21 protein-coding genes are annotated in these 21,828 nt (G+C 70.4%); 8 read left to right on the plus strand and 13 right to left on the minus strand.

The genetic code is table 11. The features are described 5' to 3' along the window. Nucleotides 1–318 precede the first annotated feature (318 nt). The 3 genes from KQY30_RS01175 to KQY30_RS01185 are packed head-to-tail and all read left to right on the plus strand — an operon-like array spanning nt 319 to nt 3,751. Nucleotides 319–840 carry a hypothetical protein gene (locus tag KQY30_RS01175; protein ID WP_217305140.1) on the plus strand — a complete coding sequence of 174 codons (522 nt, stop codon included), beginning with the start codon at nt 319–321 and terminating at the stop codon, nt 838–840. Continuing rightward, nucleotides 840–3,116, plus strand: a complete 2,277-nt coding sequence (locus KQY30_RS01180; protein ID WP_217305141.1) for a hypothetical protein — start codon at nt 840–842, stop codon at nt 3,114–3,116. Before KQY30_RS01175 ends, KQY30_RS01180 begins: the two co-directional genes overlap by 1 nt. Beyond that, nucleotides 3,113–3,751: a hypothetical protein gene (locus tag KQY30_RS01185; RefSeq protein ID WP_217305142.1), complete on the plus strand. Its 639-nt coding sequence runs from the start codon at nt 3,113–3,115 to the stop codon at nt 3,749–3,751. The genes KQY30_RS01180 and KQY30_RS01185 overlap by 4 nt, the downstream gene beginning before the upstream one ends. A gap of 86 nt (nt 3,752–3,837) precedes the next feature. Here the strand turns inward: KQY30_RS01185 and KQY30_RS01190 are convergent, their stop codons facing one another. From KQY30_RS01190 to KQY30_RS01205, 4 genes are all read right to left on the minus strand, one after another. After that, the gene (locus KQY30_RS01190) at nt 3,838–4,803 is read right to left on the minus strand and encodes a DUF2510 domain-containing protein (RefSeq protein WP_254406862.1); all 966 of its coding nucleotides are present in this window, start codon (nt 4,801–4,803) and stop codon (nt 3,838–3,840) included. Nucleotides 4,804–4,939: 136 nt separating this feature from the next. Beyond that, complete coding sequence (locus KQY30_RS01195; protein WP_254407509.1) at nt 4,940–6,226, minus strand: carboxyl transferase domain-containing protein; 1,287 nt, start codon at nt 6,224–6,226, stop codon at nt 4,940–4,942. Between the two features lie 157 nt (nt 6,227–6,383). After that, nucleotides 6,384–7,826 (minus strand): acyl-CoA synthetase, encoded by a 1,443-nt coding sequence (locus KQY30_RS01200; RefSeq protein ID WP_217305144.1) that lies wholly within the window; start codon nt 7,824–7,826, stop codon nt 6,384–6,386. Between the two features lie 45 nt (nt 7,827–7,871). Continuing rightward, nucleotides 7,872–9,197: an SLC13 family permease gene (locus KQY30_RS01205; protein ID WP_217305145.1), complete on the minus strand. Its 1,326-nt coding sequence runs from the start codon at nt 9,195–9,197 to the stop codon at nt 7,872–7,874. Between the two features lie 328 nt (nt 9,198–9,525). On the opposite strand from KQY30_RS01205, the gene KQY30_RS01210 reads away from it, so the two are divergent. Further along, nucleotides 9,526–10,272 (plus strand): FadR/GntR family transcriptional regulator, encoded by a 747-nt coding sequence (locus KQY30_RS01210; RefSeq protein WP_217305146.1) that lies wholly within the window; start codon nt 9,526–9,528, stop codon nt 10,270–10,272. Between the two features lie 171 nt (nt 10,273–10,443). Here the strand turns inward: KQY30_RS01210 and KQY30_RS01215 are convergent, their stop codons facing one another. Next, nucleotides 10,444–11,268: an aldo/keto reductase gene (locus tag KQY30_RS01215; RefSeq protein ID WP_217305147.1), complete on the minus strand. Its 825-nt coding sequence runs from the start codon at nt 11,266–11,268 to the stop codon at nt 10,444–10,446. A 67-nt stretch (nt 11,269–11,335) separates the two neighbouring features. Beyond that, the gene (locus KQY30_RS01220) at nt 11,336–12,532 is read right to left on the minus strand and encodes an MFS transporter (protein WP_217305148.1); all 1,197 of its coding nucleotides are present in this window, start codon (nt 12,530–12,532) and stop codon (nt 11,336–11,338) included. Nucleotides 12,533–12,691: 159 nt separating this feature from the next. Between KQY30_RS01220 and KQY30_RS01225 the strand changes: the two genes are divergently transcribed. Next, nucleotides 12,692–13,150, plus strand: coding sequence for a MarR family winged helix-turn-helix transcriptional regulator (locus tag KQY30_RS01225; RefSeq protein WP_217305149.1), 459 nt, complete (start codon nt 12,692–12,694; stop codon nt 13,148–13,150). Nucleotides 13,151–13,315: 165 nt separating this feature from the next. Here KQY30_RS01225 and KQY30_RS01230 read toward each other — a convergent pair whose 3' ends face one another. After that, nucleotides 13,316–13,570 carry a type B 50S ribosomal protein L31 gene (locus tag KQY30_RS01230; protein ID WP_046508179.1) on the minus strand — a complete coding sequence of 85 codons (255 nt, stop codon included), beginning with the start codon at nt 13,568–13,570 and terminating at the stop codon, nt 13,316–13,318. Nucleotides 13,571–13,750: 180 nt separating this feature from the next. On the opposite strand from KQY30_RS01230, the gene KQY30_RS01235 reads away from it, so the two are divergent. Continuing rightward, the gene (locus KQY30_RS01235; protein WP_217305150.1) at nt 13,751–14,416 is read left to right on the plus strand and encodes a histidine phosphatase family protein; all 666 of its coding nucleotides are present in this window, start codon (nt 13,751–13,753) and stop codon (nt 14,414–14,416) included. Between the two features lie 67 nt (nt 14,417–14,483). Here the strand turns inward: KQY30_RS01235 and KQY30_RS01240 are convergent, their stop codons facing one another. Both KQY30_RS01240 and KQY30_RS01245 read right to left on the minus strand, forming a co-directional pair. After that, nucleotides 14,484–14,909, minus strand: coding sequence for a pyridoxamine 5'-phosphate oxidase family protein (locus KQY30_RS01240; protein WP_217305151.1), 426 nt, complete (start codon nt 14,907–14,909; stop codon nt 14,484–14,486). 223 nt (nt 14,910–15,132) lie between these two features. Then, nucleotides 15,133–15,336 (minus strand): cold-shock protein, encoded by a 204-nt coding sequence (locus tag KQY30_RS01245; protein ID WP_041994569.1) that lies wholly within the window; start codon nt 15,334–15,336, stop codon nt 15,133–15,135. 323 nt (nt 15,337–15,659) lie between these two features. Between KQY30_RS01245 and KQY30_RS01250 the strand changes: the two genes are divergently transcribed. After that, nucleotides 15,660–16,370 carry a TetR family transcriptional regulator gene (locus KQY30_RS01250; RefSeq protein ID WP_217310658.1) on the plus strand — a complete coding sequence of 237 codons (711 nt, stop codon included), beginning with the start codon at nt 15,660–15,662 and terminating at the stop codon, nt 16,368–16,370. 96 nt (nt 16,371–16,466) lie between these two features. Then, nucleotides 16,467–18,056, plus strand: coding sequence for an MDR family MFS transporter (locus KQY30_RS01255; RefSeq protein WP_217310659.1), 1,590 nt, complete (start codon nt 16,467–16,469; stop codon nt 18,054–18,056). Between the two features lie 140 nt (nt 18,057–18,196). Here the strand turns inward: KQY30_RS01255 and KQY30_RS01260 are convergent, their stop codons facing one another. The 4 genes from KQY30_RS01260 to KQY30_RS01275 all read right to left on the minus strand — a co-directional run bounded on the left by KQY30_RS01260 (nt 18,197) and on the right by KQY30_RS01275 (nt 21,824). Further along, nucleotides 18,197–18,493 (minus strand): hypothetical protein, encoded by a 297-nt coding sequence (locus tag KQY30_RS01260; protein ID WP_217305152.1) that lies wholly within the window; start codon nt 18,491–18,493, stop codon nt 18,197–18,199. Between the two features lie 233 nt (nt 18,494–18,726). Then, entirely contained in the window at nt 18,727–19,233 is a 507-nt protein-coding gene (locus KQY30_RS01265; RefSeq protein WP_217305153.1) for a DUF1772 domain-containing protein, read from the minus strand. Nucleotides 19,234–19,698: 465 nt separating this feature from the next. Then, nucleotides 19,699–20,670, minus strand: coding sequence for a methylenetetrahydrofolate reductase [NAD(P)H] (metF, locus tag KQY30_RS01270; RefSeq protein ID WP_217305154.1), 972 nt, complete (start codon nt 20,668–20,670; stop codon nt 19,699–19,701). A gap of 221 nt (nt 20,671–20,891) precedes the next feature. Then, the gene (locus KQY30_RS01275) at nt 20,892–21,824 is read right to left on the minus strand and encodes an alpha/beta hydrolase (RefSeq protein WP_254406863.1); all 933 of its coding nucleotides are present in this window, start codon (nt 21,822–21,824) and stop codon (nt 20,892–20,894) included. Nucleotides 21,825–21,828: the final 4 nt, after the last annotated feature.

The raw sequence follows: 21,828 nt of genomic DNA on the forward strand, positions 1-21,828 counted from the left end.
AAGGCCAGCTCAGCGGCAATGGACGCGGCAATGGACATTTTTGACATCCATTCACCGTGCTCTCCACGGCCGACGCCGGGACCCGCGTACTCTGCCGGACACCCTGCCATGTGCCCGCCGGCTCCCGTCGCCCCCCTCACCGACCCCGGCCCGGACCTCGCCTCCGCGGCCGACGAGCAGGATCTCCATGCCCCCGCACACCCCGCCCACCGGCGCCGACAACACGCCGGAACAGCCAGATTGCTGCGGCAAAGCAAGCAACTGACCTGTAGGGTCGCGGTGTTGTACGCATCCGCACACGGGGGAAGGGGCGCGCGGGTGGCATGGGAGGAATGGGAGCAGGTGAAGGCCGCGGCCGCCGAAGAGCAGGGCGGCGGCACGCAGATGCGGCTCAACCAGTTGCCGGAGGAGGACAGGCCCAATACCGGCCTTCAGCCCGGTGACCTACGGGTCGGTCAGCAGGACTTGGCCGCGGTCGGCGCCGAGGCGTTCACGCTCTACAACCAGCTCTGGGACCAGGCCCGGGTGACCAGCACCGACGGAGCCGGGCGCGCCCTGCGCGACCAGGGGTTCGCACTCGGCGGGGCACTGGAACGCGTATCCCTGCGCTGGGACTCGCAGTTGGCGACGCTCATGGATGCCTGCGCGCTCATCTCGAACCATATGCGCGTCACGCAGAGCACCCATCAGGACCACGAGGACGCGATCGTCCGCCATGTGAGCGGCATCGCCACACTGGACGCCGGGTTCAACGAGTCGTACAGGCAGCCGGGCGCCCAGAACCCGGTGTACGGGACGGACAACCAGGACTCCGACGACCGCGCCGAGGAGGAGGACTGATGAACTTCGAAGCCCTCTACCAGGCCAACTTCTCACAGCTCGACGAGACCGTTGACGACTGGACGGCCATGATCACCAGGCTGTCCGAACTGAGGACCACCGCCAGGGACGGCCTCAAGGCGAAGGCGGACGCCGCCGACTGGGCCGGCTACAACGCGGGAGTCACCCGGCCGTTCGTGGCCAGGACCGCCGGGGAGTTCGACGACGCCCACACCCAGGCGACCTCGATCCGCAACATCATGCGCGACACCCGCGACGAGCTGAAGACCCAGAAGCGCCTGCTCGGCGAGGCGGTCGAGCGGGGCAGGACCAGCCATCTCACCGTACGCTCAAACAGCTCGGGGTTCACGGTCACGGCCGCCCCCGACGCTCCGCCGTCCAGCGGCCGGCAGGCCGTAGAGGCACTGCGCGACGAACTCCAGGGCATTCTCGACACGGCCACGGAGATCGACAACTCGGCGTCCGCCGCGCTCAGGACTCTGGTCGACCTCACTACGTACGGATTCTCGGGCGCGGAGTACGCCGACCGCGACGCGGCTCAGGACGCGATCAGGGAGGCCGAGGAGCTGGCGGAGCTGGCAGCTCAGGAGCCGGAGGATCTGTCGCCCGAGGAGTTCGACCGGATCCGCGCCGGCCTGAGCCGCTACTCGGGCGACGAACTGTTCGCCGAACGGTTCGCGACCCGGCTCGGCGCCGAGGGGACGATGGCGTTCTGGGCGGGCATCAACGAACGGTCCGTCCTGCTCACCGGCCGGCTCGACGACCGGGTCGACCAGTACGACGAGCTCCAGCGGAGCCTCGGCCTCACCCTGGCCACGGCCAGCCACGCCGACACCCCCGCGATGGCCGCCTGGCGCACGGACGCGGTCACGCTCGGCCCTCGGATGGTGCCGGCCGAGGGCGGTCCCACGGGCTTCCAGATCATGAGCAATCTGATGCGCTGGGGCGACTACGACGACCAGTTCCTCAGGAGCTACGGCAGCGCGCTGATGACGGAGGAGCGCAGGCTCACCGGCAACGGCCGCGAAGAGGCGTACCCCTGGGGCAACCCGCATCTCGATCCGCTGAACCGTACGGGCACGGACGACGGGATCGACCCGCTCGTCGGATACATGCGGGCGCTGTCGAACAGCCCGGACGCGGCGACCGACTTCTTCAACTCGCAGTACGTGTCGGCCGACGACGACCACGAATTCAAGCGGGACACGGACGGCGACGGCGATGACGAGAAGGCCGCGCTGAGCAACTTCCAGTACCTGTTCGAGGAGCGGCAGTGGCCCCAGGACTGGGACTCGGAGGGCGAGGAAAGCATTTCGGGGCGCAACTACATGGGCATGGCGCTGGAGGCGGCCACCACTGGCCACCCGGCGGGCCAGATGCCGACGGCGGACACCCCGGCACACACCGAGGCGCAGGCCAATCTGGTGGAGAGCATCTTCAGCTCTGTCTCGGACGATCCCAGTCGGCTCAGTGATCACGGCTATATGTCGGACAGCATGGGGCAGATCGCTTCGGAGTATCTGCCGGACATCAACCGGGCCACGGCAGACGACGTGCACGGCTCCATCGACAAGCTGTTCCCTGCTGCGGGCAGTGTGGCCGACCTAAACCATGTGGACGTCACCCGCTTCCTCGTCACCGTCGGGCAGAACCCCGAGGGCAACGCGGCCATCGAGGTGGGACAGGCCGCCTATATGGCCAATCTGATGGACTATCACCTCAACCCCAACCTGCCCGAAGACCAGCGCTATTTGGACAACACGCAGTCCGTCGTCGAGGAGATCGCCCGGCGCTCGGCGGAGGTCGGCGGCACACTCGCCGTGGGGCGGCAGGAGGCCATCGTGGGGCCCGCCGCGGCGGATGCCAAGGACTTCGAGGACTCGATCGCCCAACAGAAGAACGCCTGGTCAGGGGCTATCGGTACGGGTATTGGCGTCGGTGTCAGCTTTATCGCGACCCCAGTGGGCGGCGCGGCTGCCGGCGGCGCGGCGGGAACCGTCAGCAGCATGGTGCTCGAACACATCTTCCAGCAGTCGGAGACCAACGCCGCGCAGGACGCGGCCCGAGACGCGGCCGACCTCTGGCGGGACGCCAAACGGCTGAACATCGATGTGAGCCAAAGGGCCGCCGAGGAGGCGGCCCAGCTCCATCACCGCCCGGACGCCGACCAGGTCGCGAACTGGGCCCGGCTCGGCGCACAGGACGGATTCCTGGACGCCTCGGCCAACGCCCAACGCATGGCGGACGACCTCAGCACGGAGGTCCAGCCCGGATGACCCACAAATGCCCGGAGCGCAGCGACGGCAGCCCGCTGTCGAGCGCGGTCACCCATGGAGGGGACATGAACGGTGCCGGTGCGACGAGGAGCACGGGAAGCCGCCGTCTCCGCACCCCCCTGGCCCTGATGGCGCTCATGGCCCTCACCCTGGCGGGGTGCTCGGATCCGGAGCCCAAAAGGGCCTATACGACCCCGGACGAGCTCTGCGGCATCGCCATCCCTCCGACCGTCCTGGAACCGGTGCTGCCCCCCGGCGACAAGATGTCGTCGAACAAGGACACGCTGAACGGTCTGACCAATTGCGAAGTGATCGTGGACAAGGTCGTGGTCCTGACGACGATCACGGAGTGGTACGAGAAGGGGACCTCGATGGCCAGGGTTCTCGCTTCACACATGGCGGACCTGGAGGACAAGGCGAGCAAGGACGGGCGCTATGTCTACTCCGATGAAGGCGGCGTCGCCAAGATCAACTGCCGCACGCCCCCCGAGGGACTCCGGAACGAAGATCCGTTCGCCACCATTCTCGTCCGTAAGGACCTCGGCGTGGACGAGGAAGCGGTACACAAGCTGCTCCTGGCCTACACCGACGCGGTCGGCAAGTCCCCCGACTGCAACAGCAGCGACCGGTCCTGACACCCGCCGGACCACCCCCCGCACCACAAAGCGCCCCGCCCTCTTCGAACAGGCGGGGCGCTTCCCGGCAGCGGCGCAGCGGTGGCTCAGACTCCCTGGCCGCTGCCGCTGCCCCCGCCCGCCGCGGCCTTGATGCCCTGGGTGATCTCGTCCATCACGGACAGCTTGGGCGCCTTGTCGTTGATGTCGAAGCCGGAGCGCACGACGACCATCAGCCCCGAGGTGGCGGGCGAGGTGAAGGCGAGCGACTGCACATAGCCGTCGTCGCCCCTGCTCGTGACCACCTTCCACCGCACCAGATAGCCCTTCTGCCCGGCGACGGTGACCTCTTCGGACTTGAGCTCCTCGTGGGAGGAGATCTTTCCGTAGATCTCGCCGCCGTAGGACTCCTCGGCGTTGGCCGCGATGTCCTTCTCGGCCGCCGCCTTCGGTGTCGTGGCCTCGATCTTCATCGCGGACGCGGGAGCGGAGAACACCCCGCCCCGGACACAGCTCTGGGACGAGTCCCCGGGACAGGCGTACTTCCCCGTGGTCACTCCCGCGCCGACGACCCCCGACTCACCGGTCCAGCCATCCGGCACGGGGATGCTGATCCCGCTGGCCGCGTCGGTGGCGTAGCCGTCCTCGGTCTGGGGCATCCCGGGCATACCGCTCTCACCGTCGCCGGGACCGCGCGGCTCCCCCTGCGGCCCGTCGGGCAGCCCGGGCCGCGAGGGGGCCGCGGACGGAGCGTCCCCGGCCCGCTGCGCGGTGCTGTCGGTGCCGCCGTCGCGCCCGAGGAGGTAGAAGCCTCCCGCGATGGCCATGACCACGACCACGGCGATGACACCGACGGCGATCCGTCGGCCACGGTTCGTACGGCCGGGCGGCGGTACGGCGGGATACGGGGGCGTTCCTGGGAAGGGAGGGGCGGTCGGCGGCGCCCACTCCGCGGTGGACGCGGCGCGGAGTTCATCGGTCCAGGCTGAACCGTCCCACCAGCGTTCCTGCTGGGGGCCGTCGCCCGAGTGCCCTGGATCCGGATACCAGCCCGGCGGAGTCGTGTATGTCACGCGTCTCAGCCTAAGCATATTGTCTGAACGACTGGTGAGAGCCCCATGAGAATCCCCGCCGCGACCCGCCGCGACCCGTCACGACCAACCGCGACCCGCCCCGCGCCGCCCCGCCCCATGTCCAGGGAGCGGCGGCCTACCCCGGCGGCACGATCCCGCGTACCACACCGAGCGACACCAGGTCCTGGGGGCGCAGCCGGAGCTGGTCGGCCGTCGCGCGGGTCCGGTCAGGGGAACGCTTGAGGATCGCCGTGGCCAGTTCGGGCGCGATGACCGAGAAGTAACTGTCGGGCGTGGCCCAGGTGTTGTCGGGCGCCGACAGCGCCAGCGCCCCGCCCGAGCCGCCCTCGCCGATCAGCAGGGTGGTGAGCGGCACCCGGGCAGTGGCCATGGCCGCGAAGAGATCCGCGATGGCGGCGCCCGCTCCCCCGCGCTCCGCTTCGGCGTCGTTGGCCGCGCCAGGTGTGTCCACCAGGGTCAGTACGGGGATGCCCAGCCGGTCGGCGAGGCGGATCAGCCGGGCCGCGGTGCGATAGCCCGACGGGAGGGTGGGGGTGCCGCACTGCGCGGCGTACGCGACGGTCCGCCCGCCGTGACGGCCGAACCCGCACAGCATCCCGGGGTCCGTACCGCCGCAGCGGTCACCGACGATCGCCTCGCGCTCGGTGAAGTACGCGTCCAAGTACGCCTCGGCACGCGGCCGTTCGGGCGAACGGGCGCGGACGACCGCGTCCCACCCGGTGTCCGGCAGCTCTCCGCGGCCAAGACCGGCAGGCGGCGCTGCGAGCGCCGGCACAGCGTCCGGTGCACCGGCGCCGCCGCCTGTCAGCAGCGTCAGCCAGCGCCCGACCGTGGCGCGCAAGTCACCCGGGGGTACCACCGCGTCGATATGCCCCGCGGCGAGCTGTGCCTCGGCCGTATAGGCGTACGGGTCGGCATCAGCCGGCCGTACGCGCGACCCGGCGAAGCCGATCTGGGCTCCCGGCAGCGCCAGTACGACATCGGCGCCCGCGCCCAGTGTGGCCCAGCCACCACCGGTCGTCGGATCGCGCACCACCGCGATCTGGGGCAGCCCGGCCGCGCGGGTGAGCGCGGACTGCCGTGCCACCCGCTGGAGTTGGAGTAGTGCCCGCATCCCTTCCTGCATTCTGCTGCCGCCGGTGGCGATCAACGAGACCACCGGCAGCCGACGTTCGCGTGCGAGGGAGTACGCGGCCTCCAGCCGATCACCCGTGCGCTTGCCCAGCGAGCCGCCCAGAAAGCCGAACTCGAAGGAGATCAGTACCGCTTCGGTGGCACCGATCCGGCCGGTGCCGCAGACGACGGACTCCTGCTCACCGGTGCGGTCCCGGGCGCGGGCGCGCGCGGCATCGTACCCCTCCCACCCGAGCGGCCCGTCCGGCAGCGACTCCCCCTCCGGCATGGGCAGTTCGGTGAAGGCAGCTCCCGCACCGGCCAACGCGCTCACACCGGCCGACGCGCCCGCACCGGTCAGTGCTCCCTCGTCGGCCATCGCGCCCTCGCCGGCCGGTGCGTCCTCGCCGACTACAGCGGCGATCGCCTCGCGCGCGGTCAGCCGTTCAGCCATGGAGTGCCCGCTTCATGATCTTCCCCATGTCGTTGCGGGGCAGGGCGTCCAGATAGCGCACCGTGCGCGGTCGCTTGTGCACCGCGAGCTGCGCCGCCACATGGTCCGCCAACTCCTCGGCGGACGGCGGCGCTTCGGCCCGTGCGGGGACGATCCAGGCAACGATCCGCTCGCCCAGATCGGCGTCCGGCTCGCCGGTCACGGCGGCCTCCCGTACCCCCGGATGCTCCAGCAGGACGTTCTCGATCTCACCGGCGCCGATCTTGTAACCACCGCTCTTGATCAGGTCGGTGGCCTTGCGGCCGACGATGCGGACATAGCCGTCGGGATCGCGGAGCGCCATGTCCCCCGTACGGAACCAGCCGTCGACGAAGGCCTCCCGGGTCGCGTCGGGCCGGTTCAGATACTCGGTGAACAGGTTCGGGCCGCGGACCTGGATCTCGCCGACCGTCTCCCCGTCGTACGACTCGACCGGGTCGCCGGACTCGTCGACCAGCCGCAGTTCCACGCCGCGCAACGGCACACCGACCGTTCCGGCGCGCGGCTCGCCGTCGGCGCGCACGCTGGTGTTCATCAGGGTCTCGGTCATGCCGTACCGCTCGATGACACGGCGGCCGGTCGCCGCGGTGATCCGCTGATGGTCGTGGACGGGAAGCGCGGCGGATCCGGACACCAGCAGCCGGGCCCCGGACAGGGCCTTGGCGAGCGCGGGATCGCCGGGGAGCGCCTCGGCGATGCGGTGGTACATGGTCGGTACGCCGAACAGCATCGTGGCTCCCGAGGAGAGTTCTCGGGTGACGCCTTCGATGTCGAACCGGCCGAGGTGGCGCACCGATCCGCCACGCCGCAGCGGCCCGAGGATGCCCAGGATCAGCCCGTGCACATGGAAGAGGGGCAGAGCTTGGACGAGGACATCGTCGGCGGTCCACTGCCAGGCGTCCTCCAGCGCGTCCAGGGTGGCGGTGAGGGCCCGGCGCGGCAGGACGGTTCCCTTCGGCGGGCCGGTGGTGCCCGAGGTGTAGACGATCAGGGCGGGCGACTCCGGCGCGTGCTCGGGGAACGGTCCGGCGGGCGCCCCGCCCGGTGTGCCGATGGCGTCCACCCGGTCCAGGGCGACGAGCGCCGGAGGGAGTACGACGCCCGGTTCCGCGACGACGAGCGAGGGGGCGCTGTCGTTGACGATGTGCGCCAGCTCGCGCTCGCCGCTCCGGGGGTTGACCGGTACGGCGGGGATCCCGGCCAGCAGCGCGGCCACCACGCCCACGGCCGTACCGAGGGTGGGCGTGGCCCAGACGGCGATCCGCCGCGCACCGCCGATCCGGGCGGCCAACGCGCCTGCCGCGTCGGCCAGTTCGGCATGGGTGAGCGTACGGTCGCCGAACCGCAGGGCGGGCCGCTCCGCGCGCGCGGCGAGAGCCGGGAAGAGAGGGGACACGCGTCGTTCTCCTTGCTGTCGACGAGCCTGGACGAGTCTGACCTGTCAGACGGAGCCTGGCACGACCAGGACGAGCCAGACGGCAGCGGGTACCACCGCCACCACGATCCCTCCGTACACCATCAACTGCCGGAAGAAACGCTCACGGTCGACATCCGGCGCCGCCGCCAGCACCAGGGCGCCGTTGGTCGAGAAGGGGCTGACGTCGACGACCGTCGCCGAGACCGCGAGCGCCGCGACCATGCCGACCGCGCCGATCTCACCCTGCGCGAGGAACGGTACGGCGAGCGGGATCAGCGCGCCCATGATGCCGACGGAGGAGGCGAAGGCCGAGATGACCGCGCCGATGTAGCAGAGCAGGACGGCGGCGAGCAGCGGGATGCCGATGTCGCCGACGGCGTTGCCCGCGTAGTCGATGGTGCCCATCTCCTCCAGGACGCCGACATAGGTGAGGACTCCGCAGATGAGCAGCACGGTGGGCCAGGCGATGGCGCCGACGGCCCGGCGGCTGGTCTCCGGCCAGCAGGCGCTGAGCAGAACGGCGAGGGTGATGGCGGAGAGCCCGGCGTCCAGGTCGAAACCGAGGACGGCGACAACGAGCGCGACCAGGGCGGCGAGGGTGGCGGTACGGGCGGGGGTGAGGCGGACATGCTCCGGCGCGCCCGCCCGCTCAGCGGCCCGGTCAGCGGCTTGGTCAGCGGCCCATTCAGCGGCTCGGTCCGTCTCGCCGGGATTCTTGCCGGGCCGGTCCGCGCCGGACTGTCCGCCGGTGAGCCTGAGCCCGCCCAGCAGTACGAAGACGATCCCGGCGATGATCAGGTTGGCCGCCAACGAGACCAGGAACAGGGTGAGTTCGCTGCCCGGCAGCTTCTCGCGCTCCACGATGCCGTTGACGATCGAACCGTAGATGCTGATCGGCGAGAACCCGCCACCCTGCGCGCCATGGACCACCATCGCGCCCATCAGCAGCGGGCTGATCCCGTACTGGACGGCGAAGCTGAGCGCGATCGGCGCCACGATCGCCACGGCGGCCGGGGAGACGGCCCCGATCGCGGTCAGCGCACCGGTGACCGCGAACATCACCCAGGGGATCAGCGCGATCCGGCCGCGGACCAGCCGGATCGCCGCATGGACCAGCCAGTCCGTGGTGCCGTTGGCGCGGGCGATGGCGAAGAGATAGGTGACGCCGACGAGCACCACGAAGAGATCACCGGGGAAGCCAGCGAAGATACCGTCCGCGTCGAGGCCGGCGACCAGCTCACCGACGCCGAAGGCCGCGGCGAAGGCGAGCGCGCCCATATTGATGGATCGGGTGGTGGCGATCACGAAGACCGCCACCAGGACAAGGATCGATATGAGTTCGGCGGACATGGCGGGGCTCCCGTCCCTGGGTCCCTGGTACGCGGAAGAACTGACCGACCGTCCAGCCGTCCGGCTACCCGGCCGACGGAGTGGCGGAGTGGCGGAGTGGCCAACTGGCTCACGGAGCAACGGGACAACCGAATGACTGGATGACTGGCCCAGTGGCTCAGTGGCTCAGCGACCAAGTGGCCAACTGGCCAAGTGGCTGAACCACATTGGCCGTCGGCCGCCACGACCGTCAAGGGACCGGACACGAATTGGCTCAGCCACTGGACCACGCGGTACGCTGACGCACTCAGTGCCCAAAGGCCCAAAGGGGCAGGGATGGTGGGTCCGGATGTCCGACGCACTGCGGCCGATGCCCCGGCCGCGGCTGTACGAACAGGTCCTCGACCGGTTGCGCGGCTATGTGGTCGAGGGGAACCTCGGCGCCGGTGACCGGCTGCCGGCCGAACGGGAGCTGGCGCAGCGCCTCGGGGTCAGCCGGGCCTCGGTCAAGCAGGCGATAGTCGTCCTGGAGGTCCAGGGCCTGGTCGAGGTACGGCACGGCGGCGGCACCTATCTGGCGAGGAACGGCCTCGATCCCGAGCCGGTCGAGCGGCTGGTGGAGCGCAAGCGCCTGCTCCCCGAGGTGCTGGAGGCGCGTGAGGCGCTGGAGACCAAGCTCGCCGAACTCGCCGCCGAGCGGCGCACGGAAGAGGATCTCGCCGCGCTGTACGACGCGTTGCACCAGATGACCGACGAGATCGAGGCGGGCGGGTACGGAACGGAGGGCGACCGGCTCTTCCACGCGGCGGTCACCGCCGCCGCGCACAGCGGACTGCTGGCGGAGTTCATGCGCTCGATCGCCGGGCAGATCGCCGAGAGCCGCACCGAGTCCCTGCGTCAGCCCGGCCGCCCCAAGCGGTCACTGGCACAGCACCGGGCCATCCTCGAAGCGATCGAGGCCGGGCGCGGCAAGGCGGCCGCGGCCGCGATGCGGCGTCATGTGCGGACGGTGGCGAAGGTGCGCCTGCTGGACTGGAACCCGGACGACGGCGCCCAGCCGACGGTCCCGCCCCAGAGCCCGCCCGAAGCCCCCTGACCAACCGGCACCAACACCGGCCCGCACCCCGGCGCCCACAACCGCCACACAACCCGCACCCCCGCAACCGCGCCCGCAACCGCCGCACCACCACATGCGCCACGTGCACCACCCGCGACCAACGCCGCTGCCAGACCCTGGGGGCTCCAGCCCTGCCCCCTGGCCTCCGCCTCAGTTGAAGGTGTCCGGGTCAGGACCGGTCCGCAGCCCTCGGTCGAGCGAGGCCAGCACATCCATGTCCCCGGCCGACAGCTCGAAGTCGAAGACGTCGATGTTCTCGCGGATCCGCGACGGCGTGACGGACTTGGGGATCACGATGTTCCCGAGCTGGAGGTGCCAGCGGAGCACCACCTGCGCGGGCGACTTCTCGTGCCGTGCCGCGACCTCCGTGATCGCCTCCTCCTGGAGGAGCGCGCCCTGCGCCAGCGGGCTCCACGCCTCGGTCGCGATGTCGTGCTGGGCATGGAAGTCCCGTAGCACCGCCTGCTGGAGGCCGGGGTGCAGCTCGACCTGGTTGAGGGCCGGGACGACGCCCGTCTCGTCCAGCAGGCGCTGGAGATGGGCGGGCTGGAAGTTGGACACGCCGATCGCGCGGGCCCGCCCGTCCGCGAGCAGCTTCTCCATCGCGCGCCAGGTGTCGACATAGCGGTCGCGCGCGGGAGTGGGCCAGTGGATGAGATACAGATCCACCCGGTCCAGACCGAGCTTGGCGAGGCTGGTGTCGAACGCGGAGAGGGCCGAGTCGTACCCCTGGTGCCTGTTCCACAGCTTGGTGGTGACGAACAGCTCGTCGCGGGGCACTCCGGACGCGGCGATGGCGCGGCCGACGCCTGCCTCGTTCCCGTACACGGCCGCCGTGTCGATGCTGCGGTAGCCCGCCTCCAGAGCGGTCAGGACGGCGTCGGTGGTCTGCGCGTCGTCGACCTGGAAGACACCGAAGCCGAGCTGGGGGATCTTGACGCCGTTGTTGAGGACGACGTTCGGGACGGAAGTCATGGTGTTCCTGTTCCTGTTCCGGTTTCTCGGTGAGGGACGACAGAAGAGGGCGTGTACGAGCGCGGGGTCACACCTTTTCCAACGTAACGAGGTCGTCCCCGGAGCGCTCAGTGACAGCGGGCGTACGGCGCTCCAGCGCGCCCGAGACGGCAGCGAGGACGAGCGCGGAAGCCGCCAGCGCGGCGCCTACCCAGTTGGGTGCGGTGTACCCGAAGCCCGCGGCGATGACGATGCCGCCGAGCCAGGCGGAGAGCGCGTTGCCGAGGTTGAAGGCCCCGATGTTGACGGCGGAGGCCAGGGTGGGCGCGGCGGACGCCTGGTCGAGGACCCGCTTCTGGAGCGGCGGTACGGTCGCGAAACCCAGGGCGCCGATCAGGACGATGGTGACGGCCGCCGCGATCTTGTGGTGCGCGGTGAACGTGAACAGCGCGAGGACCACGGCGAGCGCCCCCAGGGTCACATACAGCAGCGGCATCAGCCGCCGGTCGGCGAACCGGCCGCCGAGGAGGTTGCCGCCGACCATGCCGATACCGAAGAGCACCAGCAGCCAGGTCACCGAGGAGTCCGCGAATCCGGCGGTCTCGGTCATCATCGGGGTGATGTAGGTGATCGCGGCGAAGACACCGCCGAAGCCGAGCACGGTCATCGCCATGGCGAGCAGCACCTGGGTGTTGCGGAAGGCCGCCAGTTCATGGCGCAGCCGTACCCCCTCCGGCCTGGGCTGTTCGGGCACCAGCCCGGCGATCCCCACGAGCCCGAGTACACCGAGTCCGGCGACGACAAGGAAGGTCGCCCGCCAGCCGGCGTTCTGTCCGATGAAGGTGCCGAGCGGTACGCCGACGACATTGGCGACGGTGAGGCCGGTGAACATCATGGCGATGGCACCGGCCTTCTTCTCCGGCGCGACCAGGTCCGCCGCCACGACGGAGCCGATCCCGAAGAACGCGCCATGGGCGAGTGAGGCGACGACCCGTCCGGTGAGCATCACCCCGAAGCTCGGGGCGAGCGCGGAGAGCACATTGCCCGCGACGAACAGCCCCATCAGCAGCATCAGCATCCGCTTGCGCGGGATCCGGGTGCCGAGAGCGGTCATCAGCGGGGCGCCCAGGACGACACCGAGGGCGTAGCCGGTGACCAGCAGCCCTGCGGCGGGGATCGTGACGCCGTACTCGCCGGCCACCTCGGGGAGCAGCCCCATGATCACGAATTCGGTGGTGCCGATCCCGAATGCCCCGATGGCCAGGGCGAGCAGCGCGAGTGGCATGGGTTTGTTGGCCTTCCAAGACGGTTGCACATGCGGCTTACACGCGAAGACAATACTTGCACACGCCGACTACTTGCAAGCGCGGTATATTGCGGCGATGTCCTATCCTGGGTGGTTCAGGGGCTCCGTACGCCCTCGCCTCGCCCGCAGGAGGAAGCCATGACCGCCACGGACACCGCGCTGACGGGTCTCGCCCAGGGCTGGTGCGCCCTCTCCCTGCTGCACGGGCGGATCGAGGGGCATATCGAGCGCGCGCTCCAGGCCGGGCACGGTCTGAGCGTCCGGGAGTACTCACTGCTCGATGTCCTCAGCCGTCAGCACGACGGCGAGGGCGGGCATCTCCAGATGAAGCAGGTCGCCGACGCGGTGGTGCTCAGCCAGAGCGCCACGACGCGGCTGGTCACACGGCTGGAGGACCGCGGTCTGCTGACCCGCTATCTCTGCCCCACCGACCGGCGCGGGATCTACACCAATGTCAGCGAGGAGGGGCTGCGGCTGCTCGAACAGGCGCGGCCCACCAATGACAGGGCGCTGCGGGAGGCCCTCGACGAGGCGGCCAAGAACCCCGAACTGGCGCCCCTGGTCAGGACCGTCGAGTCCCTCGACAGCGCTGTCTGATCACCGACCCGCCCGGCACCCCGCCGCGCTCACGCGCCGCACACACAAGGAACACACAGAACAGACCGAACAGAAGGGCCGGACAGCGAACCCTCCTCGGGTCCCTGTCCGGCCCTTCATACGCTTCGCACGCGCCGTACGACTGCCGTCCGTACGGCCGTACGGTCAGCTCCGCGCGCCCTTGCCGTAGCGGCGCTCGAAGCGCTCCACCCGGCCCGCGGTGTCCACGACGCGGCCCTTGCCGGTGTAGAAGGGGTGGCTCGCGGAGGAGATCTCGACATCGATGACGGGGTAGGTGTTGCCGTCCTCCCACTCCACCCGCTCCGCCGAGTCCGCGGTGGAACGGGTCAGGAAGGCGGCTCCCGCGGCACGGTCCCGGAAGACGACCTGACGGGATTCGGGGTGAATACGAGGCTTCATACGTGAATCCTTCCTGATGGTGGAATTCGCTTCCATCAAGTGGTACGTCCGTGTAACGCGACGCCCGCCGGTGGCATTCCCGCCGGGTACCGGACACCGAAAGAAGGGACACTGGGTGTGGCGGGCCCGTGGCGGCCCCGGCTTGGAACGCGCGCGGAGAGCAGGAAGTGGGCGGCACTCATGGGTGAGTTGATCCTCGTACGGCACGGAGAGACCACCTGGTCCCTCTCCGGGCAGCACACCAGTTACACCGATCTCCCGATGACCGAGCGCGGTGAGAACCAGGCCCGCTCGCTCGTGCCGCTGCTGAGCGAGCGCCGTATCGGTCTGACGCTCGTGAGCCCCATGACCCGCGCCCGGCGCACCGCCGAACTGGCCGGGCTCGGGACCTTCCGGGTCACCCCGGATCTGCGGGAGTGGAACTACGGCGGGTACGAGGGCATCACGACCACCGAGATCCACCGCACCCGGCCCGACTGGGATCTCTGGACCGACGGTGTCGTGCCCGGTCCCGCCAGCCAGCCCGGGGAGAGCCCGGCGGATGTCGGGCACCGCGCGGACAGTGTCCTCGCCGAAGCCCTGAAGGCGCTCGATTCCAGCGACGAGGACGTCGCCCTCGTCTCGCACGCCCATTTCCTCCGGGTGCTGACGGCGCGCTATCTCGGTCTGGCCCCGGCGGCCGGGGCGCTCTTCCTGCTCGCCACCGGGACCATCTGCCGGCTGGGCACGGAGCACGGCCGGCCGGTGATCACGGCCTGGAACCTGGCGCTCCCCGAGCGCCTGCTGCGTGCCACGGCGCGGGAGAAGGAGCAGCGGGAGAAGGAGCACAAGGAGAACGTCGCCTGACGGTGGCGGTAGGGCGAGCGGGGGTACGGCGAGCGGCGGTGCGACGGTGCCGGCAGGGAGCCGCCGCTCAGAGCCGTCCGAGGTCGGACGAGAACCAGCGCTCGGGACGCATCCGCATCACCACCTGGTCGCGGTGCTCGCGCAGCGCGAACTCGACATAGGCGTCGAGCTTGTCGGCCGCGAGATAGCGGGCGGACATCTCCTGGACGTGGTCGCGGGTGGCGGGCTCGGTGGAGGTCACCGGGCCCTCGACGGCCACGTACCGGATCGTGGGTTCGGTCCGGTCGGCGAGCAGCGAGAACCGGCCCGCCGCCTCGATGAGCCGGCCCTTGCGCGAGGTGCTGCCGGTGATGATCCACAGCTCGCCGCCGGGCCGGTACTGGTACCAGATGGGGACGGTGAGCGGAGCCTGCCCGTCCGTCGCGTTCACCGCCAGTGCGCCGATATGCGGCTCGGCCAGGAACTGTTCGCGCTCTTCTCGGGTCAGGGCCACGGAATCTCCTCCGTCTGTGCTGTACATGCGCCGGTACGTACCGGCCGCCCCGGTATGCGGGCGGCGGCCCCCTCAGCATGGGCAGCCGCTCCGTCCGGGTGGTGGCGACGCGCCGCCGTACGGAGGAAAAACGGAGGGCGCCGGTCCGGCGGAAGGGAGTTCCACCGGACCGGCGCCCTGTCGTCCCGGCCCTCTCAGGCCTCCGGGGACGCCGTACTACGCGTTACGAGGGAAGGATGTTCTCCGCCTGGGGGCCCTTCTGGCCCTGGGTGACGTCGAACGTGACCTTCTGGCCCTCCTGGAGCTCACGGAAGCCGGACGTCGCGATGTTCGAGTAGTGCGCGAACACGTCGGGGCCACCGCCGTCCTGCGCGATGAAGCCGAAGCCCTTTTCCGAGTTGAACCACTTCACTGTGCCACTGGCCATTGCTCAGTCTCCGTTTCAAGGGACGCGTGATTCCCGCAGGGTGCGGGAACCGGAGGTGATCGCCCTGGTCCGCAGAGACGCTGAACAGCACAAACGCCCGTGACGGCACGTCACGGGCGAGCGGTACTTCGGAACCACGACAGCTGATCAAGACGCTACAGGGCCCGAAGCGATACAGCCACAGAAACGACCAACTCTTGCGCCCGTGGCGTGTATCGGACCGCGATCGGCCCAACCCGCTCTGCGACCGCTCCGACCCGGTCGTCCGGTCCGTCCAGTGATCGACGGAAACCAGTTTTGCAGATCCTGCACTTTTGCATACCCTGCAATATGTGACGGACGACAGTGCGGTGCCAGGGCTCCGTGAGCGGAAGAAGCGGGCCACCCGGGCGGCCCTGGCGGAGGCGGCGGTGCGGCTGGCCGCCGAGCACGGAGCCGAGAATGTGACGGTCGAGGCGATCAGCGAGGCCGCCGGGGTCTCGCCGCGTACGTTCTTCAACTACTTCGACAGCCACGACGACGCGTTCGTCATGATCGACCGGGACGCCGGGGAGCGGGTGCGACGGGCGGTACGGGAAGCACCGGCCGGGCTGTCGCCGCTCGACGCCGTACGCGAGGCGCTCGCCACCGAACTCGTCGATGTGGCCGAGCGGCAGGAGATCTGGACCCTGCGGGCCAAGGTGCTCCAGCGCTCGCCGCAGCTCCTGGTCCGGGGCCTGGGCGCGCACATGGCCGAGGAAGTCGAAATGGCCGAGACCATCGCCGTACGGATCGGCACGCGCGCCCCGCGGGAGAAGCCACCGGCCACGGACCGGAGCTGTGAGACCCGCCCGGGCACCCCCGGGCCCGACCTCTACTCACGGCTGCTCGCCGCCGTCGCCGGTACCGCCGCCCGGGTGGCCATCGAGCACTGGTGCGCGCAGGGCCCCGGGACCGACTTCGCCGAGGTGCTACGGCGCGTCTTCGCCCATCTCGCGGCGGGCCTCCCGGAGCCCCCCGCCGCCGGCCTCCCGGAGCCGCCTCCGGCCGGCTGACGCTCCCCCTCCCCCACCGACTTCCGTTTCCTCGTACGTATCCCGAAGAAGGACACCTTGAGTGCAATAGACGCGCCGGAACAAGCGCCGACCTCCATGTCCAACCGGCAGATTCTGCAGGCCATGTCCGGTCTGATGGCCGGGATGTTCGTCGCGATCCTGGCCGGTACGGTCGTGGCGAACGCGCTGCCCCGGATCATCACCGATCTGCGGGGCAGCCAGTCCTCGTACACCTGGGTCGTCACCTCCGAGCTGCTCGCCATGACGGCGACCGTGCCGCTGTGGGGCAAGCTCTCCGACCTCTACAACAAGAAGCTGCTGCTCCAGTTCTCGCTCGCCATGTTCGTGGTCGGGTCGCTGCTCGCAGGCTTCTCGCAGGGCGTCGGGCTGCTGATCTTCAGCCGGGTCGTCCAGGGCATCGGCGCGGGCGGTCTGACCGCTCTCGCGCAGGTCGTCATGGCGGCGGTCATCCCGCCCCGGCGCCTGGGCAGGTACGCGGGGATCTTCGGCGCGGTCTTCGCCATCGGTACGGTCGCGGGGCCGCTGGTCGGCGGCGTGCTGGTGGACACCTCGTGGCTGGGCTGGCGCTGGTGCTTCTTCATCGGGGTGCCCTTCGCACTGGCCGCGATCCTGATCCTGCAGCGCACCCTGCGGCTGCCCACGGTGCGCCGTGAGGTGAAGATCGACTACCTGGGCGCGTTCCTGATCGTCGCGGGTGTCTGCGCGCTGCTGATCTGGACCTCGCTGGCGGGCAACGAGTTCGACTGGGCGTCCTGGCAGACGGCCGCGCTGACCGGTACGGGTGTGGTGCTGCTGGTGGCCGCGGTCCTCGTGGAGGGCCGGGTGCCCGAGCCGATCATTCCGCTGGGCATCTTCCGCAACCGCACGGTCTCCCTGACCACCCTGGCCAGCCTGCTGGTCGGTGTGGCGATGTTCGGCGGCACCGTCTTCCTCTCGCAGTACTTCCAGATCTCGCTGGGCAAGTCCCCCACCATCGCTGGGCTGATGAGCCTGCCGATGATCCTCGGTCTGCTGGTGTCCTCCACCGTCGCGGGCCAGATCATCAGCGCCACCGGCAAGTGGAAGATCCATCTGATCGCCGGCGCCGTGATCATGACGGGCGGTCTGGCGCTGCTGGCGACCATCGACGCCGGCACCGGCTTCGGCCTGCTCAGCGTCTATATGGCGGTGCTCGGCATCGGTGTCGGCATGCTGATGCAGAATCTGGTGCTCGCGGCGCAGAACGACGTGCCCGCGTCCGAACTGGGCGCGGCCACCTCGGTCCTGTCGTTCTTCCGCAGCATGGGCGGAACGATCGGTACGAGCGTGCTCGGCGCGATCCTCGCCAACCGGGTCACGGCCGAGATGACCAAGAGCCTGGGCGGCGCGGGCGCGGCGGCGTCCGGCGGCTCGGGCGAGAGCGCCGTACCGGACATCTCCACGCTGCCCGCGCCGATGCGGGAGATCGTGCAGCACGCGTACGGTGTGGCGACGGCGGAACTCTTCCTGGTCGCGGCCCCGTTCGCGGCTCTGGCGCTGATCGCGGTGCTCTTCATCAAGGAAAAGCCGCTCAAGACCACGAGCGGGATGGAGCGGCTCGCGGAGGAGAGCAAGCAGGGGCCGTCCGGCGGCAGCGCCGATGCCGGCGCCGACGCCCCGGCGGTTCCGCCCGCGCCGGTCGGCTGACCCCGCGGCTCTCCGGCTCCCGTCCGGCGGGCCACGGAATCGGGCCCCGGTCGCTCCCTCGCGGGTGCGGCCGGGGCCCAGGCCGTGTCTGACAAATCCCGTCTGGCGCGCGACGCCTGGCACGACCTGGTCCGTTCGGCTCAGTGGTCGTCCCAGTGGCCCTCGTGCTCGGCGTGCCGGTGTCCGTCGTGCACATAGTCGACATGGTCGTCGTGGGGCACCGCCACATGCCCGCATCCTTCGCCGTGCTGATGCGCGTGGCCACCGTGCGGGACATGGCTGCCGGGCTCGCACTCATCCACATGGTCCTCGTGCATATGGTGGATATGACCGTCATGTACGTAGTCCACATGGTCGTTGTGCGGGACGGCCACATGGCCACAGCCGCCGCCGTGCTGGTGGGTGTGGTTGGGATGGGGAGCGTGTGCGGTCGTCATGGCTCTCTCCGGTCGTCCTTCGGAGCCGGCGCGGCCCGTCCGGTCCACGGGCGCCCGCCGGGCTGATGTCGCCACCCCAACGAGCCGTGGGACAACCGCGTCACCGTCGATGCTGCATTCGAGTGCGTCGCGGGGAACGCCGAAGGGGCGACGGGCTCCGGGCCCGTCGCCCCTTCCGCTCACTCGGTTCCGTGTACCGGCCGGCCCGTGACGATGCCGGACCGGACGCGGTGTCAGACGCCGTACGGGCGCATCGCGGGCGCCACCGCGGCGCTGCCCCGGCCGTGCAGCACCAGCGCGCGGGCCAGGAAGCCCAGCGCCGCCGTGCAGAGCAGGGTCCGTACGATGTTGGTCGTCGCCCAGGTGCCCTTGAACTTCTCGACGACGGAGAAGTCCGTGGCCTTGGCGGCGTCACCGATGGCGGCCAGGTCGTTGTTGAGCGGGATGTTGACGCTGAAGGTGATCATCAAGGCCACCAGGTAGAGCACGGCGGCGGCGCCGATCCACAGCGCGGTGCCCCGCCGGCCCCGCCGGTGCTCCAGGAACGCGGCGATCGCGGCGGCCAGCAGCGCGCCGATGAAGGCCATGCCGAAGAGGCCGTTGCCGTCGATCAGGGCGTTGAAGTTCTGCATCGCCTCGACGTAGGTGCGGTCGTCCGTCTTGGCCAGGCCCGGCATGACGGAGATGTCGTACGCGAAGAAGAGACCCGCCATGAGCCCCATGGTGATGGTGGCGATCATCAGCAGCGGCCCGACCGCTTTGCTCTGGCGTACGGGCGCCGCGGCGGGGCCTGCGGCGGGTGGGCGGCGTAGGGGTTGGGGGTTCCGGTCGGGTTGTAGCTCATGGGATGTCCTTGTCTGGTGGGCGAAGCCGTCCGATGAGAGGTGATCCGGCGGCTGCCACGGTGTCGTCGTCGACGCCGCCGCCGACGTGTGACACGGCGATGGGTCTGTCCGCTGATCTCAGAGTGTCCACGCGGCCTTTGGTCCGGTTCCCTGGCCATTCCTGATGATCTGCGTCATGAGACCAGTCAAGTCCAGAGCGGTGAGACGGTACATAGCCACGAAGCTCAGGTCCATGTTTGTGCGTCCATGCCGGAGTCGGCCCGGCGGAAAGATCATGGCAGGGCGGGCGGCGCCCTGCCAGACCCGCCCGGCCTTTCTCGACCCGGGCTCCAGATGTCCCTGGAAAAGGAAAACGTCTTCCTAGAAAACGGAAACCGGGACAGGTACGGGCTCCGGACGGGCTCCGGGAACGCGGCGCGCGCCCGCGCCGACGCCCAGGTTCTGGTGGATCTCCATGGTGGCCGTGGAGCGGTTCAGGGTGATGTAGTGCAGGCCGGGCGCGCCTTCCGCCAGCAGCCGTTCGGCCATGACCGTGGCGTACTCGACGCCGATGCGGTGGCCCTCCCCCGGCAGGTCGCGGACCGCTTCGAGCCGCTGTGCCAGGTCCTCGGGGAAACGGGCGTCGCTGAGTTCGGCGAAGCGGCGGATCTGCCGGAAGTCCGTGGCCGGCATGATCTCCGGGATGACCGGGGTGGTGCAGCCGGCCGACTCGATCCGGTCGCGGAGCCGGAGATAGTCCTCGACGTGGAAGAACATCTGGGTGATGGCGTAGTCGGCGCCCGCCCGGCACTTGGCCACGAAGTGGCGGATGTCGCTCTCCCAGTCCGCCGAGCGCGGATGGCGCTCGGGGAAGGCCGCCACGCCGACCGTGAAGTCGCCCAACTCACGGATGAGCGAGACCAGTTCACTGGCCTGGGCGAAGCCCTCCGGGTGCCGTACCCACTCGCCGCGCGGGTCGCCCGGCGGGTCGCCGCGCAGGGCGAGTACGTCCCGGATGCCGGCGTCCGCGTACTGGCCGATGATGTGGCGCAGTTCGGCCACCGAGTGGCCGACCGCGGTGAGATGCGCGACGGGACGCAGGGTGGTCTCGGCGGCGATGCGCTTGGTGACCTCGATCGTACGGTCGCGCGAGGAGCCCCCGGCGCCATAGGTGACCGAGACGAAGGACGGCGCGAGCGCCTCGATACGGCGGATGGCGTTCCAGAGCGTGCGCTCGCCGGCCGCGGTCTTGGGCGGGAAGAACTCGAAGGAGTACGAGCGCCCTCCGTCGGCCGGCAGGGGGCGCGGGCCTGGCTCCGGGTGCCGCAGACGTTCCGGGTTCTGTGCCGCCATGGCGGGGGTCCTTCCTGGTCGCTCGGTGTGGGGGTGGGTACGGTCCGCACACAGTAGCCGCGATGGACCGCGCCCATCCCGGCATGCCCACGGACTGATCACGGGAACCGCGAGGAATCCGCGAACGGCTTTGCCGGGCAGGGGAGTTCGGGCGCGGCCCCAGGTGTTGTCCGATGGTCTCGACCGGCCTGGAAGGACCCGCGCCGCCGGGTGCCCGGAGGTCAGTCGCCGGTGGTGGTGCCCCGGCCGCGCAGCAGGCACTCCTCCAGGAAGGCCACCGCCCGGAGATGGTACGTACGGGCGGCGCGGCCGATGCTGATGTTGTGCCCGGCGGCGGGCAGCCGCTCCACCGTCACCAGGGGCGCGGCGGTCAGCCGGCCGGTCATCGAGGCCAGCGCCGCGTCGTCCAGCTCCCACCACAGCTCGTGCTCGGCGAAGGTCAGCCGGACTGGGTTGGTGATGGCGCCGGCCAGTCTCGGGTACTGGATGGGCCACACCGCCGTCTGGATCTCCTCCCGCCGCGGCACCGGCCGCAGCAGGGCGCGGCTGGCCCGGAACGTACCGGGCGCGTACAGGTTCAGCGGGCCCCAGTTGAGGCGGGAGGCGCCCCCGCCGAGGGTGTCGGGGAAGTGCCGGGCCTCGGGGGCGTACCGCCAGCCGCAGCCGTTGATGTCGAGGCCGATCAGCGCTCGGCCGGCGTCCTGGGCCGCCATGTGCAGGGTGACCTTGCCGCCGTCGGAGTGGGCGACCACGAAGAATCCGGCGCCGGTCGGGTGGTGCAGGGCGAAGTCGGCGAGCGCGGCATGCAGGGTGGTCGCCTGCTCGCCGAGCGGCTGGCCCTCCGGGATCTGCCGCGCCGAGGCGCCGTAGCCGGGGCGGTCGAGGGACAGTACGGAGAAGCCCAGGCGCGCGCCGAGCGCCAGCAGTGAGTCGGCCGGGTCGGTCAGCCCGTTGAAGTACTCGGCGCACATGCCCCGGCCGTGGATGGCGACGATCACGGCGCGGGGCGCGACGCCATCGGGCTCGGCGAGCAGGCCCGACATCTCGATGCCGTCGGCGTCGAGGGTGACGGCACGGACGGCGGGCACCGCCGACAGGACATCAGCGGGGGCGGCGGATCCATCGGGGACGGCGGGTGCGGCGGGTGCGGTCATGACG

Source organism: Streptomyces sp. GMY02 (assembly GCF_019056675.1).
In the GTDB taxonomy this organism is placed as follows: Bacteria; Actinomycetota; Actinomycetes; order Streptomycetales; family Streptomycetaceae; genus Streptomyces; species Streptomyces odonnellii.

What these genes read in the sequence shown, in the direction of transcription:
- KQY30_RS01180 (WP_217305141.1), top strand. Translation starts at nt 840, where the DNA reads ATGAACTTCGAAGCCCTCTACCAGGCCAACTTCTCACAGCTCGACGAG.
- KQY30_RS01185 (WP_217305142.1), top strand. Translation starts at nt 3,113, where the DNA reads ATGACCCACAAATGCCCGGAGCGCAGCGACGGCAGCCCGCTGTCGAGC.
- KQY30_RS01195 (WP_254407509.1), bottom strand. Translation starts at nt 6,226, where the DNA reads ATGCCGGAGGGGGAGTCGCTGCCGGACGGGCCGCTCGGGTGGGAGGGG.
- KQY30_RS01205 (WP_217305145.1), bottom strand. Translation starts at nt 9,197, where the DNA reads ATGTCCGCCGAACTCATATCGATCCTTGTCCTGGTGGCGGTCTTCGTG.
- KQY30_RS01210 (WP_217305146.1), top strand. Translation starts at nt 9,526, where the DNA reads ATGTCCGACGCACTGCGGCCGATGCCCCGGCCGCGGCTGTACGAACAG.
- KQY30_RS01215 (WP_217305147.1), bottom strand. Translation starts at nt 11,268, where the DNA reads ATGACTTCCGTCCCGAACGTCGTCCTCAACAACGGCGTCAAGATCCCC.
- KQY30_RS01220 (WP_217305148.1), bottom strand. Translation starts at nt 12,532, where the DNA reads ATGCCACTCGCGCTGCTCGCCCTGGCCATCGGGGCATTCGGGATCGGC.
- KQY30_RS01225 (WP_217305149.1), top strand. Translation starts at nt 12,692, where the DNA reads ATGACCGCCACGGACACCGCGCTGACGGGTCTCGCCCAGGGCTGGTGC.
- KQY30_RS01230 (WP_046508179.1), bottom strand. Translation starts at nt 13,570, where the DNA reads ATGAAGCCTCGTATTCACCCCGAATCCCGTCAGGTCGTCTTCCGGGAC.
- KQY30_RS01235 (WP_217305150.1), top strand. Translation starts at nt 13,751, where the DNA reads ATGGGTGAGTTGATCCTCGTACGGCACGGAGAGACCACCTGGTCCCTC.
- KQY30_RS01245 (WP_041994569.1), bottom strand. Translation starts at nt 15,336, where the DNA reads ATGGCCAGTGGCACAGTGAAGTGGTTCAACTCGGAAAAGGGCTTCGGC.
- KQY30_RS01255 (WP_217310659.1), top strand. Translation starts at nt 16,467, where the DNA reads ATGTCCAACCGGCAGATTCTGCAGGCCATGTCCGGTCTGATGGCCGGG.
- KQY30_RS01260 (WP_217305152.1), bottom strand. Translation starts at nt 18,493, where the DNA reads ATGACGACCGCACACGCTCCCCATCCCAACCACACCCACCAGCACGGC.
- KQY30_RS01265 (WP_217305153.1), bottom strand. Translation starts at nt 19,233, where the DNA reads ATGATCGCCACCATCACCATGGGGCTCATGGCGGGTCTCTTCTTCGCG.
- metF (WP_217305154.1), bottom strand. Translation starts at nt 20,670, where the DNA reads ATGGCGGCACAGAACCCGGAACGTCTGCGGCACCCGGAGCCAGGCCCG.
- KQY30_RS01275 (WP_254406863.1), bottom strand. Translation starts at nt 21,824, where the DNA reads ATGACCGCACCCGCCGCACCCGCCGTCCCCGATGGATCCGCCGCCCCC.